The organism is Streptomyces sp. NPDC059740 (assembly GCF_042733155.1).
Classification (GTDB): domain Bacteria; phylum Actinomycetota; class Actinomycetes; order Streptomycetales; family Streptomycetaceae; genus Streptomyces.
Map to the genome: position 1 here is coordinate 1 of NZ_JBHWGP010000037.1, position 14772 is coordinate 14772.

Here is a 14772-nt window from a genome sequence, read left to right on the forward strand (position 1 = left end):
AACGCCCACCGCTCCGGCACCGTCCAGGGGCTCAACGCCGAGGTCGGCGCCTCCATCACCTCCGGCGCCGTCATCTGCGAGATCAAGGACTGAGTGGCCACCGTCGAACTGCCGTCGGCTGCGGGCGGGTTCGCATCCGTACCAGTGGCCGTCAGGTAGAGGGACGCGGTTACGCGCCCCTTTCCACGCACTGTGCCCCGCCCCGGCCGCACGCGGGGGAGGGCCGGGGGAACTCCGTGCCGTGCGCCTGGGGCCCGTCGCCCGGCGGCCGTGGACCCGCGCGACGACCTGAACCTTCTTGACACTGGCCTGACATGGAATGCCTTGAACAAGGAATTCCCGAAGATGAAGATGGACTCTGATTTCGACCACAGCTCCCCGGATCGCGGTAGGGACGAATGCCGGGGGAGTCGCACCGAACACCAGCGGAAGTTGGTCGACCTCCTTTCCGGAACCGCCTCAGGAAGAATCCGCGCAATGTGAGGAGAGGTACATGGACGCTTCAGTGATCGTCGTGGGGGCGGGACCCACCGGGTTGATGCTCGCAGGTGAGCTGCGTCTCGCCGGAGTCGACGTCATAGTGCTGGAGAAACTCGCCAAGCCGACCGGGGAGTCGCGCGGGCTGGGCTTCACCACCCGGACCATGGAGGTGTTCGACCAGCGCGGACTGCTGTCGCGTTTCGGTGACATCGACACCAGTAACGCCGGCCATTTCGGTGGTGTGCCCGTGGACTTCGGAATTCTCGAAGGGGCTCCCCAGGCGGCCAAAAGCATCCCGCAATCACAGACCGAGGCCGTTCTGGAGTCCTGGGTCAAGGAGTTGGGCGCCGACCTCCGCCGGGGGTACGAGGTGCGCTCCATCACCGACGAGGGCTCCCGGGTCGCCGTCGAGGTACGGGGACCGGACGGGGACCGGACCCTGCACGCCGCGTACCTCGCCGGCTGCGACGGCGGGCGGAGCACCGTCCGCAAGGCTGCCGGGTTCGCGTTCCCGGGCACCGCGGCCGGCCTTGAGATGTTCCTCGCCGACGTCGAGGGCCTGGACCTGGACCCCCGCATGATCGGGGAGACCTTCGACGGGGGAATGGTGATGGTCGGCCCGCTGCCCGGCGGCGCCACCCGGCTCATCCTGTGCGAACGCGGGACCCCACCGCGGCGCCGCACCGAGCCACCTTCCTACGACGAGGTCGTGGACGGCTGGAAACGGGTGACGGGCCAGGACATCTCCCACGGGAGGCCGCTGTGGATCAGTTCCTTCGGGGACGCCACGCGGTTGGCCACCGAGTACCGGCGAGGCCGGGTGTTCCTGGGCGGAGACTCCGCCCACATCCACCTCCCGGCCGGCGGCCAGGGGATGAACACCGGCATCCAGGACGCGTTCAACCTGGGCTGGAAGCTCGCAGCCGTGATCCAGGGACGCGCCGGCGCCGGGCTGCTGGACACCTACCACGACGAGCGGCACAAGGTCGGCCGGCGACTGCTGATGAACACGCGCGCGCAGGGGCTGCTCATCCTCGGTGGCGCCGAGGTACAGCCACTGCGCGACGTCCTGGCCGAACTGGTCCGACACGACGTGGTCAGCCGTCACCTCGCCGGGATGGTGAGCGGACTGGAGATCACCTACGACGTGGGCGGTGGCACCCACCCCCTGCTGGGCCGGCGGCTGCCCGCCACCGACCTGGTGGGCGAGGACACCAAGACCAGCAGCAACCGGCTGCTGCACGGTGGCCGGGGCGTCCTGCTGGACTTCGAGGACAACCCCGTCCTGCGGAGCCGGGCCGCCGGATGGGCCGACCGGGTGGACGTGGTGACGGCCGCTCCGCACGAACCGGCCGGGGGCAGCGCACTGGAGGGCACCGCAGCCGTCCTGGTCCGCCCCGACGGCTACGTGGCCTGGGCGGCCCCGGGAAGCCACCAGGACCTTCCCACGTCCCTGGAGCGCTGGTTCGGCGCTCCGCGCCCCACTGCCCCAACCCTCTGAAACCGACTCCGCACTCAAGGAGAGACCATGCACAGCACGCTCATCGTGGCGCGGATGGCGTCGTCCCACGCAGCCGACGTGGCGCAGCTCTTCACCGACTTCGACGCCACCGACATGCCCGAGCGCATGGGGACCCGGCGCCGGCAGCTCTTCTCCTACCGGGGGCTCTACTTCCACCTGCAGGACTTCCGAGAGAACGACGGCGGAAACCGGATCGAGGCGGCCAGGACCGACCCGCGGTTCGTCGGTATCAGCGACGACCTCAAACCGTTCATCACGGCATACGACCCGGACACCTGGCGGTCGCCGGCCGACGCGATGGCCCAGCGCTTCTACACCTGGGAGGCGCAGGCGTGAGTGGCCGCCGTGTGGCCATGACCGGGATCGGGGTCCTGGCGCCGGGCGGCGTCGGCACCAAGGACTTCTGGGAACTGCTCGCCTCGGGCCGGACGGCGACCCGCCGCATCACCTTCTTCGACCCGTCGCCCTTCCGCTCCCAGGTGGCCGCGGAGATCGACTTCGACGGTGAGCAGTGGGGCCTGAGCCCGCAGGAGACCAGGCGGATGGACCGGGCCGCGCAGCTCGCGGTGGTGGCCACCCGCGAAGCGCTGGCCGACAGCGGCATCGAGTTCGCCTCCGCGGACCCGTACCGCACGGGTGTCACCATCGGCAGCGCGGTGGGCGCCACCACCGGCCTCGACCAGGAGTACCGAGTGGTCAGCGACGGGGGCCGCCTCGACCTCGTCGACCACGCGTACGCCGTCCCCCACCTCTACGACTACTTCGTCCCCAGCTCCTTCGCCGCCGAGGTGGCGTGGAGCGTCGGCGCGCAGGGCCCGACGACCGTGGTGTCCACCGGATGCACCTCCGGGATCGACTCCGTGGGGCACGCCGCCGAACTCATCAGGGAGGGCTCGGCCGACGTGATGATCGCAGGCTCCTCGGACGCCCCGATCTCCCCCATCACCATGGCCTGCTTCGATGCCATCAAGGCCACCACACCTCGGCGGGACGCCCCGGAACGCGCTTCACGTCCCTTCGACCGGACGCGGAACGGGTTCGTACTGGGGGAGGGGGCGGCCGTGTTCGTCCTGGAGGAGTGGGAGCACGCCAGAGCGCGCGCGGCACACGTGTACGCCGAGATCGCCGGCTACGCGACCCGGAGCAACGCCTACCACATGACAGGGCTGCGGCCCGACGGCGCCGAGATGGCCGAGGCCATCACCGTCGCCCTCGACGAGGCCCGGGTGGCGCCCCAGGAGGTCGACTACGTCAACGCCCACGGGTCGGGGACCAAGCAGAACGACCGCCACGAGACCGCCGCCTTCAAGCGGAGCCTGGGCGACCACGCCCGGAAGGTGCCGGTCAGCTCCATCAAGTCGATGGTGGGCCACTCACTGGGAGCCATCGGGTCGATCGAGATCGCCGCCTCGGCGCTGGCCATGCAGCACGACGTCGTCCCGCCGACCGCCAACCTGCACGAGCGCGACCCGGAATGCGACCTCGACTACGTTCCGCTGACGGCCCGGGACTGGCGGACCGACACCGTCCTCACCGTGGGCAGTGGTTTCGGCGGCTTCCAGAGCGCCATGGTCCTCACCTCCCCAGGAAGGAGCCCGGCATGACCGCGTCCGTCGCCGTCACGGGAATGTCCGTGGCCGCCCCGAACGGGCTGGGCGTCAAGGATTACTGGGCCGCCACCTGTGCGGGGGAGAGCGGGATCGGCCGCCTCACGCGGTTCGACCCCTCGTCCTACCCGGCCGTGCTGGCAGGCGAGGTCCCCGGCTTCTGCGCGCAGGAGCACCTGCCGGGACGCCTGCTCCCCCAGACCGACCACATGACCCGGATGGCACTGGCCGTCGCCGACTGGGCGCTGGAGGACGCCGGTATCAGCACCGACGCGTGGTCGCCCTTCGACATGGGTGTGATCACCGCGAGCTCCTCCGGTGGCTTCGAGTTCGGACAGAACGAGCTGCGCAAGTTGTGGAGCCGGGGCAGCGAGTACGTCAGCGCCTACCAGTCCTTCGCCTGGTTCTACGCCGTCAACAGCGGCCAGATCTCCATCCGCAACGGGATGAAGGGCCCCAGCGGCGTGGTGGTCAGCGACCAGGCTGGTGGGCTCGACGCCCTGGCCCACGCCCGCCGTCAGATACGTAAGGGGACGCGCATGGTCCTGTCGGGCGGCGTGGACGCTGCGCTGTGCCCGTGGGGGTGGGTGGCCCAGCTCGCCGGCGGACGGCTCAGCGAGGTCGAGGCACCGGACCGCGCCTACCTGCCCTTCGACGCAGGGGCGTGCGGACACGTGCCCGCCGAGGGGGGCGCCCTCCTCGTCCTGGAGGACCTGGCAGGGGCCCGTGAGAGAGGCGCCCGGGTCCGCGGCGTACTCGCCGGCTACGGGGCCACCTTCGACCCCCGGCCGGGGAGCGACCGCGAGCCCGGACTGCGCACGGCGATCGAGGTGGCGCTCCGGGACGCTGCCGCCGGCCCCGAGGACGTCGACGTCGTCTTCGCGGACGCCGCCGCCGTACCCGAACTCGACCGCCGGGAGGCCGGCGCGCTCAAGGCCGTGTTCGGCCCCCGCGGTGTGCCGGTGACCGCACCCAAGACGATGACCGGCCGGCTGAACTCGGGAGCGGCCCCACTCGACGTGGCCACAGCCCTGCTCTCCCTCCAGGACCAGGTCATCCCGCCCACGGTCAACGTGACACCCGCCGCCGACCACGCCCTCGACCTGGTCACCGGCGAGTGCCGCGGCGCGCGCCTGCGCACCGCCCTGGTGGTCGCCCGGGGGCACGGAGGCTTCAACTCCGCCCTGGTGGTCCGTACCGCCTGACGCCCCGCGCACAGCGGCCGGCGGTGAGCCGCCTGGCATGACCCCCGCCTCTGCCCGCCCCGAACACGGGCCGGGCAGCAACCCAGCAGAGAGAAGAGGACCATGACCGCACACCGCTTCACCCTTCACGACCTCAGGCGTGTCCTCATGGAGGGCGCCGGGGCGGACGACGCCGCCGTCCTCGACGGCGACATCCTCGACACCGCCTTCATCGCACTCGGTTACGAGTCCCTGGCCATGCTGGAGACAGCCGGCCGGGTCGAACGCGAATGGGACGTCTGCCTGGACGACGTCGAACTGACCGACGACACCACCCCGCGCCAGCTCATCGACGCGGTCAACGAGCGCATCGCGGTACGGGCGTGACACCGCGCGAACCCCTGACCCGCCACCTTCGAACCGAGGAGCCACCGTGTCCGCCACCACCCGTCCCCTCGCACTGATCACCGGCGCCACAAGCGGAATCGGACTGGCGACCGCACGTCTGCTCGGACGCCACCACACCGTCCACATCGGCGCGCGAGGCGAGGAGAACCTCAACAGCACCGTCAAGGAGCTACGGGAGGAGGGGCTCGCCGTCGACGGGACGGTGCTCGACGTCCGCTCCGACTCCTCGGTGCGCGCCTTCGTGAAGGCAGCGACCGAACGGCACGGCGAAGTCGACGTCCTGGTCAACAACGCCGGCCGCAGCGGTGGCGGCGTGACCGCGGACCTCCCGGACGAGCTCTGGTACGACGTCATGGAGACCAACCTCAACAGTGTCTTCCGGATGACCCGGGAGGTGCTCAACGCCGGCGGGATGCGGCACCGCAGCCGGGGGCGCATCATCAACATCGCCTCTACCGCGGGCAAACAGGGTGTCGTCCTCGGAGCCCCCTACTCCGCCTCCAAGCACGGCGTCGTCGGCTTCACCAAGGCCCTGGGCAACGAGCTGGCCCCCACCGGCATCACCGTCAACGCGGTCTGCCCCGGTTACGTCGAGACCCCCATGGCCCAGCGGGTGCGCGCCGGCTACGCCCAGGCATGGCAGACCGACGAGGAGACCGTCCTCACCAAGTTCCAGGCCAAGATCCCCCTCGGCCGCTACGCCACCCCGGAAGAGGTCGCCGGTCTGGTGGAGTACCTGACCGGCGACGCCGCAGCCGCGATCACGGCACAGGCACTCAACGTCTGCGGAGGACTGGGCAACTTCTGAAACCCCCGTCGCACAGAAAGGCTGTGACATGACGCAGAACGGCGTGCACGAGACAGAGCACCGGATCACCGTCGGTGCGCCCGCCGACGTCGTCTACGACCTCATCGCCGACGTCCGCAACTGGCCGCGCATCTTCCCACCGACCATCCACGTCGACCGCACCGACCTCGGCTCCCAGCAGGAACGGATACGCGTCTGGGCGACCGCCAACGGCGAGCCGAAGACCTGGACCTCGCGCCGCGTCCTGGACCCCGACGGGCGGCGGATCACCTTCCGGCAGGAGGTCTCCACACCACCGGTCGCCGCCATGGGCGGCGTGTGGACCGTCGAACCGCTCTCGCCCGACCGCGCCCGGATAGTCCTCACCCACGACTACCGCGCGGTGAACGACGACCCCGCCGGCCTGGAGTGGATCGACCGGGCAGTGGACGGCAACTCCCGCTCGGAACTGGCCGCCCTGAAGGAGAACGTGGAAGCTGCGCACGCGGCGCGCGACCTGACGTTCTCCTTCGAGGACACGGTGCGGATAGCCGGTCCGGCCGAGGACGTGTACGACTTCATCAACGAGGCCGACCGGTGGACCGAGCGCCTGCCCCACGTCTCGCACGTGCGCCTGGACGAGGACGCCCCGGGGCTCCAGACGCTGGAGATGGACACCAAGGCCAAGGACGGCTCGGTACACACCACCAGGTCGCACCGGGTGTGCCTGCCCCACCACCTGATCGCCTACAAACAGGTGACGTTGCCGCCCCTGATGCGCCTGCACACCGGGCTGTGGACCTTCGTCCCCGGCGAGGGGGAGGTCGCCGCCACCTCACAGCACACCGTGGTGCTCAACCCCGACAACATCGCCGGCCTGCTCGGTGCGGACGCCTCCGTCGAGGACGCGAGGAACTACGTCCGCGACGCGCTCAGCACCAACAGCCGCGCCACGCTGGGGCACGCGAAGGACCACGCGGAACGCGAGCGCTGAGATGGCCGGTCACCTGTCCACCGCCCGCACCCAGGTCGTGGTGGTCGGCGCGGGGCCGGTGGGGCTGATGCTCGCCGGGGAACTGCGCAGGGGCGGGGCGACGGTGGTGGTACTGGAGCGGCTGGCCGAACCCACCACCGAGTCGCGGGCCTCCACGCTCCACGCCCGCACGATGGAGGTACTCGACAGCCGCGGCCTGCTGAGGGAACTCGGCAGCCCGCCCCGCGTGCCCCGCGGCCACTTCGGCGGCATCCCCATGGACCTGACGCTGCCCAGCAGCCACCCCGGCCAGTGGAAGGTACCGCAGACCCGCATCGAGGAACTGCTGGGCGCCTGGGCGGACTCGCTGGGCGCGGAGGTCCGGCGCGCCCACCGCGTCCTGGACGTCACCGTGCGCAGCGACCACGTCGAAGTGCACGCCGAGGGGCCGGCGGGTGCCGTGACCCTGCGCGCCCTGGCAGTCGTGGGATGCGACGGCGAGGAGAGCCTGGTGCGCAGGCTCATGCCGGTCGACTTCGCGGGTCAGGACGCGACACGGGAGATGCTCCGTGCCGACGTCGCCGGCATCGACATCCCCGACCGTCGCTTCGAACGCCGGGAACACGGTCTGGCCGTCGCCTCGCGGCGTGACGACGGCGTGACCCGGATCATGGTCCACGTCTTCGGAAGCGTCGCACGGCACCGGGCACGCGCGCCCGGCTACCCCGAGGTGGCGGAGGCATGGCGACGGGTCACGGGCGAGGACGTGAGCGCGGGCACCCCGCTGTGGGTCAACGCCTTCCACGACGCCAGCCGTCAGGTCTCCCACTACCGGCGGGGGCGGCTCCTGCTGGCCGGAGACGCGGCACACCAGCAGATGCCCATCGGCGGACAGGCCCTCAACCTCGGTCTCCAGGACGCCGTCAACCTCGGCTGGAAGCTGGCACTGCACGTCCGGGGCAAGGCGTCCGAAGGCCTCCTCGACAGCTACCACACCGAGCGCCACGCCGTCGGCGCCCGGACTCTCGCCAACATCCGCGCCCAGGCCCTGCTGCTCCTCGGCGGCCCGGAGGTGGAGCCCCTCCGGAACGTGCTCGGCGAACTGATGGCGCACGAGGAGACCCGGGCACACCTCGCCGGGATGATCTCCGGCCTGGACATCCGCTATCCGCACGACGCCACCGGACCGATCGGCCACCGCCTGGCTCCCACACGACTGTGCGACGCCGACGGCCGGTACACCACCACCGGCGAACTCCTGCGCACCGGAAAGGGACTGCTGATCGTCCCCTCCCCCCGGCCCACCGAGAAGCCCGCATCACTCCAGGCGATCGCCCGGCCCTGGGAGGACCGCGTCACCGTGGTGCGCGCCCAGGGCGCAGTGCCGGGCGGGGAAGCGGTGCTCCTCCGCCCGGACGCCCACGTGGCCTGGGCCGGACGGGCCGGTGAGGGGCTGGAGGCCGCCCTCGGGCGCTGGTTCGGCCCGCCGGCCGACGCACTGCCTGAAGTGACCCACCACACCGCCACGGCCGGCACCCCGGCCCCGCGAGGAAGGAACGTCATGAGTAGGTTCACCGGGAAGACAGCGCTGGTCACCGGCTCCAGCAGGGGCATGGGGCGGGCTACCGCCATCCGGTTGGCCGCGGAGGGCGCACTCGTCGCCGTGCACTACACGCAGAACCAGGAGGCGGCGAAGGACGTCGTCACCAGGATCGAGAAGGACGGCGGCCGGGCCTTCGCCCTGCGTGCGGAGCTCGGGACACCGGGCGACGTCCACGAGCTGTTCCTGGCGCTGGAGGCCGGGCTGCGGGAGCGCACCGGCGCCACCCGCCTGGACATCCTGGTCAACAACGCCGGCGTCATGGGGGGTTCGGCGCCCGAGGAGATGACCGCCGAACAGTTCGACCGCCTCTTCGACGTCAACACCAAAGCACCGTTCTTCCTGACGAAACGTGCCCTGCAGAACATGCCCGACGGCGGACGGGTGATCAACATCTCCTCGGCGCTGACCCGCTGCGCCAACCCCGAGGAGATCGTCTACGCCATGTCCAAGGGCGCGCTGGAACAGATGGCGCTGCACTTCGCCCAGCACCTGGGGCCGCGCGGGATCACCGTCAACAGCGTGCGTCCGGGGATCACCCGGAACGACAACCCGCTCTTCGACATGCCCGAGGCGGTCGAACAGATGAGCCGCCTGTCCGCCTTCGGGCGGGTCGGCGAGCCGGCCGACGTGGCCGACGTCGTGGCCTTCCTCGCCTCCGAGGACGCCCGGTGGGTCACCGGCACCGTCGTGGACGCCAGTGGTGGCACCTCGCTCGCCTGAGCACCTCCCGCCCCGCCCGGCCACGCCCGGGAGGGGCGACCGCCCCCCGGCGGCCACCCGCCGTCCGCACCGCAGGACCCGGTCGGTGCCCGGAAGGCAACGGAACACCGCCGGCCCCGGCAGGCCCACGCCCCACCACCCCACCCGCCCCGCACGCGCCGACCGCGGACAGGAGGCACAACCCCGTGACGCCACCGGCCACACCGCCCGTCGCTCACCGGCCCACCGGACCGGTGACTCCCACGCCCCACTGGGGCCTGCTGGCCGTGCTGGCGGGCACGATGCTCATCGACGCCCTCGAAGTCTCCGCTCTCGTCGTCGCCGCGCCACGAGTCGGTGCGGACCTGGGGCTCCCCCCACTCGCCGCTCAGGGCCTCATCAGCGCCTTCGCACTGGGGTTCGCCGGCCTCCTGCTGGTGGGCGCCCGCCTGGTCGGACGCTGGGGCCGGCGCCGCACCTACCTGACGGCGCTGCTGGTCTTCGCGGTGGCGTCCGTGGTCACCGGCCTCTCCGACGATGCGGCGCTGTTGCTGGCGGCGCGGTGCGTGAAGGGCTGTTGCGCCGCGATGACTGCCCCGACCGGTCTCGCCATCATCACATCCACGGTGCCGGACGGGCCCCGCAGGCGACGGGCGGTGTCCCTCTACACCCTCTTCGGCGCGGCGGGCTTCACGGCCGGGCTGCTGGTCTCCGGGCTGCTCACCTCCGTCGACTGGCGCTGGACGATGGCTGCCCCCGCGCCGGTGGTGGCAGTCCTCCTCCTGGCCGGCCTCCGGCTCGTCCCGGCAGACGACCCGGGCCGCACCCACCCCCCTCACCCCGTCGGGGCGGTGCTCGTCGGGCTCACCCTGGTGGCGCCGGTCTCCGCCGTGGCGCTGGTGGCGTACGCCGGGTGGACCGCACCGGCCTCGCTCGCCGCGCTCGCCGCCGTCGTGGTCCTCCCCCTCCTCCTGCACCGGTTCGAGGCGAGGGCGGCGGAGCCCCTCCTGCCGCGCGCGGCCCCGGGCGACGGCCGGCTGCTGCGCGCAGCGCTCGGCGCGGCCACGCTCAACGGCTCACACGTGGGCCTGCTCTTCCTCGTCAGCCTGCAACTGCAGGAACAACTCGGCTACGGCCCGCTGCGGACGGCGCTGGCGTTCACGCCGGCGAGCGTCCCCCTGCTCCTGACGGCGCTGCTGTCAGGACGCCTCGTGGCGCGTTTCGGTGCCCCTCGGCTCATCGCTGCGGGCGCCGCACTGCCACTGCTCGGCTACCTGCTCCTCCTGCGCCCCGGCCTCCCCAGGTCCTACGTCCTGGACCTGCTCCCCACCCTGCTGCTGGTGGGGGCCGGCTTCGTCTGCGCCTTCACGGCACTCAACACGCACGCGCTCTCCGGGCGGACCGGGGCCGCCCGGGCCACCGCGGGGGCGGCCTACCAGACCCTGGTCCAGTTCGGGGCGGCGCTCACGGTCACGCTGGTGGCCGCCCTCTGCCCGGCCGACCCGGCTGCGGCGGCCGCCGGCTCCTTCACGGCCGCCCGGTGGTCGGTGGCCGGTGTCGGCGCCCTCGGCCTCCTCGTCGCGCTCACCGGCCTGTCCGGCGCCCCGGCGCGTGCTCGGCAGGGGCGTGCACCGTGATCCGGACCGAGTCGCCCGCCCGCAGGCCCGCTCGCCGCAGCTCCCCCGCCCACACCCCTCCCAGGGAGGACGCATGACCACGATCGACCCGCACGTCGGCGCACGCCCAGCGGCGGGACCCGCGGTGCCCACCACGCCCGAACGGCTCCTGGAACTGGCCCGGGCCAAGGAAGCGGCCCGCGGCGGACCGGGCTCGGCGGCGACCGCGCGCCAGCACGCCCGCGGCAAACTCACCCCGCAGGAACGGATCGGACTCCTGCTGGACAAGGACTCCTTCGTCGAGATCGAGCCGTTGCGGCGGCACCGGGCCGCGGGTTTCGGTATGGAGGACAACCGGCCGCACGGCGACGGTGTGGTCACCGGGTGGGGCACGGTGGACGGCCGCACGGTGTTCGTCTACGCCCACGACTTCCGCGCCTTCGGCGGTGCTCTCGGCGAGGCGCACGCCGCGAAGATCCACAAGGTCATGGACATGGCCCTCGCCACGGGCGCGCCCCTGGTCTCGCTCAACGACGGCGCGGGGGCACGCATCCAGGAGGGGGTGAGCGCCCTCGCCGGCTACGGCGGCATCTTCCGGCGCAACACCCGCGGCTCCGGGGTCATCCCGCAGATCAGCGTCATGCTCGGGCCGTGCGCGGGCGGTGCCTCCTACTCACCCGCCCTGACCGACTTCGTCTTCATGTCGCGCCAGACCTCCCAGATGTTCATCACCGGCCCCGAGGTGGTCCAGGCCGTCACGGGGGAGGAGGTCGACCGGCAGGCGCTGGGCGGCGCCGACGTCCACGCCCGGACCTCCGGGGTCTGCCATGCCGCGTACGACGACGAGGAGACGTGTCTGGCCGATGTCCGCTACCTGCTGTCGCTGCTGCCCGCCAACAACCGGGAACTGCCGCCCTCCGGCGTCACCACCGACCCGGTGGACCGCTCCAACGACCGCCTGCTGGAAGTGGTGCCGGCCGCCCCCGGCAGCTCGTACGACGTACGCGCCGTCATCGAGGAGATCGTCGACGACGGGGACTTCCTGGAGGTGCACGCCGAATTCGCGCCCAACGTGGTGTGCGCCCTCGCCCGCTTCGGCGGCGAGGTGGCCGGCGTCGTCGCCAACCAGCCGCTGCACCTGGCAGGGGTGCTGGACATCGACGCCAGTGACAAGGCGGCCCGCTTCGTGCAGTTCTGCGACGCCTTCAACATCCCGCTGGTGACCCTCGTCGACGTACCGGGTTTCCTGCCCGGTGTGGCGCAGGAGCACGACGGCATCATCCGGCACGGCGCGAAACTGCTCTACGCCTACTGCGACGCCACCGTGCCGCGCATCTCCCTCGTCCTGCGGAAGGCATACGGCGGTGCCTACATCGTCATGGACTCGCGCTCCATCGGAGCCGACATCGCCCTGGCCTGGCCGGGAAACGAGATCGCGGTGATGGGTGCCGAAGCCGCCGCCAACGTCATCTTCCGCAAGGAGATCGCCTGCGCGGACGATCCCGACGCACTGCGCGAGCGACGGATCAAGGAGTACCAGGCGGCACTCATGCACCCCTACTACGCGGCGGAGCGCGGCCTCGTGGACGACGTCGTCGACCCCCGCGACACGCGCCGCGTCATCGCCGGCTCGCTGGCGATGCTGCGCACCAAACACGGCGAGCAGCCCTCCCGCAAGCACGGCAACCCACCGCACTGAAGCCGCCCGTGGAGCCCTCCCGGCTCCGCGGCGGAGGGCGTCCCGGGTACGAGACGTCCACGACCGACACCCCTTGAGGAGTGCGCGACATGGAGGCCACCGACCTCGTCGTCCTGCGGGGCGCCCCCACGCCGGAGGAACTGGCCGCCCTCACGGCGGTCCTGCTGGCGGGGGCCCGCGGCCGGCCGGAGCAGGCGAGCGGTCCCCGGCCCCGCCGTGCCGGCTGCCCGCTGCCCCTCTGGCGCCGCCGGAGCCCGGACCGCTCGCCCGGTCCACGCAGCTGGCACCAGCCGCCTCGCTGAGCGCCGCCCCCGAGCCTCGGACCGACACCAGGAGACGAGATGACAGACCGACCCCAGACCGTCCTGATCACTGCGGCCACCGGCAACGTGGGCCCCCACGCCGCGCGCCACCTGCTGGCCGCCGGCGCCCGGGTACGCGCCCTGGTCCTCCCCGACGACCCGAACACCGGGCGGTTGCCCGACGGCGTGGAGGCACACCAGGGTGACCTGGCCGACCCCGCCTCCCTCGACCAGGCGCTGCGAGGCGTCGACGGGGTGTTCCTCATGTGGCCCTTCTTCACCCTGGGCGTCGAGACCGTCCCGGCGGTGCTGCGACGCATCGAGGCCCACGCCCGGCGCGTCGCGTTCGTCTCCTCGGTCGGAGTGCACATCGGTCTCGAACCGGTCGACAACAACTGCCACGCCTACGTCGAGGCCGAGTTGGAGCGCACCGGCCTGGAGTGGACCTTCCTGCGCACCACCGGCTTCCACTGCAACGCCCTCGGCTTCGCGCACCAGATCAGGTCCGGTGACGTGGTGCGGTTCCCCTACGGAGCCGCCACCCGCACGCCTGTCCACGAGAGCGACCTGGCCGCGGTGGGCGCCCGGGTCCTGCTGGAGGGCGGTCACGGCCGTCGTCGCTATCTCGTCAGCGGCTCCGAGGAGATCTCGCAGGCACGTCAGGTGCAGATCATCGCTGAGGAACTGGGACGCACCCTGCGCTGGGAGGACGTCGAGCACGAGGCGGCCCGGCGGGCGATGGTGGAGACCGGCTGGCCCCCCAGCTACGCCGACGGGGCGCTGGACTACTTCCGTGACCTCACCCGTCAGCCCGAGGTCGGCTCCACGGCGGTGCGCGAGGTGACCGGCGCCCCGGCGCGCACCTTCCGCGAGTGGGTGCGCGAGCACGCCGAAATCTTCCGCTGACCGGGCACGACGAGAGGAGTGAGGAGGAACCCGTGGACGAGAGGACGCAGGACCCTCGGGCCGGCCAGCGTGCGACGTTCGTCGTGCTGCGCACCGGGACGCCCGACGCCGCCGACCGGTGCCTGGCCGGCATGGCACGTCAGGCCCGCGAACACCACCGCGGCCTGCCCGGCTTCGTCTCGGCGCGTCTGCACCGCGAGGACGCCGGACGAGCCGCAGTGCTGCGCACCCTCTGGGACCGGACGGCCGCCACCGGCCCGGAGGCGGCGGTGTCATCACTGCGGACACTCGGCGAGGAACCAGGGGTGGGCGGGGTGTTCGTCTTCGACGGCGTCTCCGCGGCCGGACTTGCGGGCCCCGCGATGGGAGACCCGCCGGGCAAGGTGGCGGTGGCCGTGCGCCACCTGCACCACGCTGAGGCCATGAAGGGCCTGCTGGGGCTGCTCGCCGCGAGCGGCGAGTGGAAGCGGCACTTCCCCGGCTTCATCTCCGCCACGCCGTACCTGGGGAACGACGGCCGCACCTTCGTCAACTACCCGATGTGGACCGGGGATTCGGCCTACCGGGCCTGGATGGCCGATGCGCGCATCGCGGAAGGGCAGGACGAGATAGCCCTGTTGGAGGCCGCGCCCCCGGAGTACCTGGTGTGCACGGTCACGGATCAGGTCGACCGCCGGGGTTCAGTGTGATGCGGACGCCGGGGCGGCCACGGACGAGTACGGAGAGGACCGCAGGTATGCGTGAACAGGACGGCACGAGGTCGTGGTCGGGGCCGGACGAGGGTGCGTACGCGGAACGCGGGCGCACGCTGCTCGGAGATCCGGCGCAGGAGCAACTCGGACGCAGCGACGGGGAGTTCTGCGAGGAGGTGCCGGAGGACGACGAGCCGAACATCGTGCGCGGCCTGGACTAGAGTCCGGCCGCGCAGTGCTGATGACGGGTCACCGCGAGCGGTTACATCGATGCCCTACACCGTGTAGTGTAAA

14 protein-coding genes are annotated in these 14772 nt (G+C 72.0%); all 14 read left to right on the plus strand.

What is annotated here, in order from left to right:
• Nucleotides 1–493: 493 nt before the first annotated feature.
• The 14 genes from ACFV3R_RS28890 to ACFV3R_RS28955 all read left to right on the plus strand — a co-directional run bounded on the left by ACFV3R_RS28890 (nt 494) and on the right by ACFV3R_RS28955 (nt 14699).
• Nucleotides 494–1981 (plus strand): FAD-dependent monooxygenase, encoded by a 1488-nt coding sequence (locus ACFV3R_RS28890; RefSeq protein WP_385589268.1) that lies wholly within the window; start codon nt 494–496, stop codon nt 1979–1981.
• 27 nt (nt 1982–2008) lie between these two features.
• Complete coding sequence (locus ACFV3R_RS28895; protein WP_385589270.1) at nt 2009–2338, plus strand: TcmI family type II polyketide cyclase; 330 nt, start codon at nt 2009–2011, stop codon at nt 2336–2338.
• Nucleotides 2335–3606: a beta-ketoacyl-[acyl-carrier-protein] synthase family protein gene (locus ACFV3R_RS28900; RefSeq protein ID WP_385589272.1), complete on the plus strand. Its 1272-nt coding sequence runs from the start codon at nt 2335–2337 to the stop codon at nt 3604–3606. The genes ACFV3R_RS28895 and ACFV3R_RS28900 overlap by 4 nt, the downstream gene beginning before the upstream one ends.
• Nucleotides 3603–4814, plus strand: a complete 1212-nt coding sequence (locus ACFV3R_RS28905) for a ketosynthase chain-length factor (protein WP_385589274.1) — start codon at nt 3603–3605, stop codon at nt 4812–4814. Before ACFV3R_RS28900 ends, ACFV3R_RS28905 begins: the two co-directional genes overlap by 4 nt.
• Before the next feature lie 102 nt (nt 4815–4916).
• Nucleotides 4917–5180 carry a phosphopantetheine-binding protein gene (locus ACFV3R_RS28910; protein WP_385589276.1) on the plus strand — a complete coding sequence of 88 codons (264 nt, stop codon included), beginning with the start codon at nt 4917–4919 and terminating at the stop codon, nt 5178–5180.
• Between the two features lie 46 nt (nt 5181–5226).
• The gene (locus tag ACFV3R_RS28915; RefSeq protein WP_385589278.1) at nt 5227–6009 is read left to right on the plus strand and encodes an SDR family NAD(P)-dependent oxidoreductase; all 783 of its coding nucleotides are present in this window, start codon (nt 5227–5229) and stop codon (nt 6007–6009) included.
• Nucleotides 6010–6037: 28 nt separating this feature from the next.
• Nucleotides 6038–6982 carry an aromatase/cyclase gene (locus ACFV3R_RS28920; protein WP_385589280.1) on the plus strand — a complete coding sequence of 315 codons (945 nt, stop codon included), beginning with the start codon at nt 6038–6040 and terminating at the stop codon, nt 6980–6982.
• Nucleotide 6983: 1 nt separating this feature from the next.
• A complete protein-coding gene (locus ACFV3R_RS28925; RefSeq protein WP_385589282.1) occupies nt 6984–9284 on the plus strand; it encodes an SDR family oxidoreductase in 2301 nt (766 codons plus the stop codon).
• Nucleotides 9285–9517: 233 nt separating this feature from the next.
• On the plus strand, nt 9518–10900 hold the full coding sequence (locus ACFV3R_RS28930) for an MFS transporter (protein WP_385589284.1): 1383 nt from the start codon (nt 9518–9520) through the stop codon (nt 10898–10900).
• A gap of 73 nt (nt 10901–10973) precedes the next feature.
• The gene (locus ACFV3R_RS28935; RefSeq protein WP_385589286.1) at nt 10974–12578 is read left to right on the plus strand and encodes an acyl-CoA carboxylase subunit beta; all 1605 of its coding nucleotides are present in this window, start codon (nt 10974–10976) and stop codon (nt 12576–12578) included.
• An 89-nt stretch (nt 12579–12667) separates the two neighbouring features.
• A complete protein-coding gene (locus ACFV3R_RS28940) occupies nt 12668–12880 on the plus strand; it encodes an acyl-CoA carboxylase epsilon subunit (RefSeq protein ID WP_385589288.1) in 213 nt (70 codons plus the stop codon).
• A gap of 39 nt (nt 12881–12919) precedes the next feature.
• Nucleotides 12920–13786, plus strand: coding sequence for an NAD(P)H-binding protein (locus tag ACFV3R_RS28945; RefSeq protein WP_385589290.1), 867 nt, complete (start codon nt 12920–12922; stop codon nt 13784–13786).
• 32 nt (nt 13787–13818) lie between these two features.
• Complete coding sequence (locus ACFV3R_RS28950) at nt 13819–14475, plus strand: hypothetical protein (RefSeq protein WP_385589292.1); 657 nt, start codon at nt 13819–13821, stop codon at nt 14473–14475.
• Nucleotides 14476–14522: 47 nt separating this feature from the next.
• Complete coding sequence (locus ACFV3R_RS28955; protein WP_385589294.1) at nt 14523–14699, plus strand: hypothetical protein; 177 nt, start codon at nt 14523–14525, stop codon at nt 14697–14699.
• The last annotated feature ends 73 nt before the right edge of the window (nt 14700–14772 follow it).

Excerpts from the sequence above, each read along its gene's own strand:
- ACFV3R_RS28890 (WP_385589268.1), top strand. The coding sequence starts at position 494 with ATGGACGCTTCAGTGATCGTCGTGGGGGCGGGACCCACCGGGTTGATG.
- ACFV3R_RS28895 (WP_385589270.1), top strand. The coding sequence starts at position 2,009 with ATGCACAGCACGCTCATCGTGGCGCGGATGGCGTCGTCCCACGCAGCC.
- ACFV3R_RS28905 (WP_385589274.1), top strand. The coding sequence starts at position 3,603 with ATGACCGCGTCCGTCGCCGTCACGGGAATGTCCGTGGCCGCCCCGAAC.
- ACFV3R_RS28910 (WP_385589276.1), top strand. The coding sequence starts at position 4,917 with ATGACCGCACACCGCTTCACCCTTCACGACCTCAGGCGTGTCCTCATG.
- ACFV3R_RS28920 (WP_385589280.1), top strand. The coding sequence starts at position 6,038 with ATGACGCAGAACGGCGTGCACGAGACAGAGCACCGGATCACCGTCGGT.
- ACFV3R_RS28925 (WP_385589282.1), top strand. The coding sequence starts at position 6,984 with ATGGCCGGTCACCTGTCCACCGCCCGCACCCAGGTCGTGGTGGTCGGC.
- ACFV3R_RS28935 (WP_385589286.1), top strand. The coding sequence starts at position 10,974 with ATGACCACGATCGACCCGCACGTCGGCGCACGCCCAGCGGCGGGACCC.
- ACFV3R_RS28940 (WP_385589288.1), top strand. The coding sequence starts at position 12,668 with ATGGAGGCCACCGACCTCGTCGTCCTGCGGGGCGCCCCCACGCCGGAG.
- ACFV3R_RS28945 (WP_385589290.1), top strand. The coding sequence starts at position 12,920 with ATGACAGACCGACCCCAGACCGTCCTGATCACTGCGGCCACCGGCAAC.
- ACFV3R_RS28955 (WP_385589294.1), top strand. The coding sequence starts at position 14,523 with ATGCGTGAACAGGACGGCACGAGGTCGTGGTCGGGGCCGGACGAGGGT.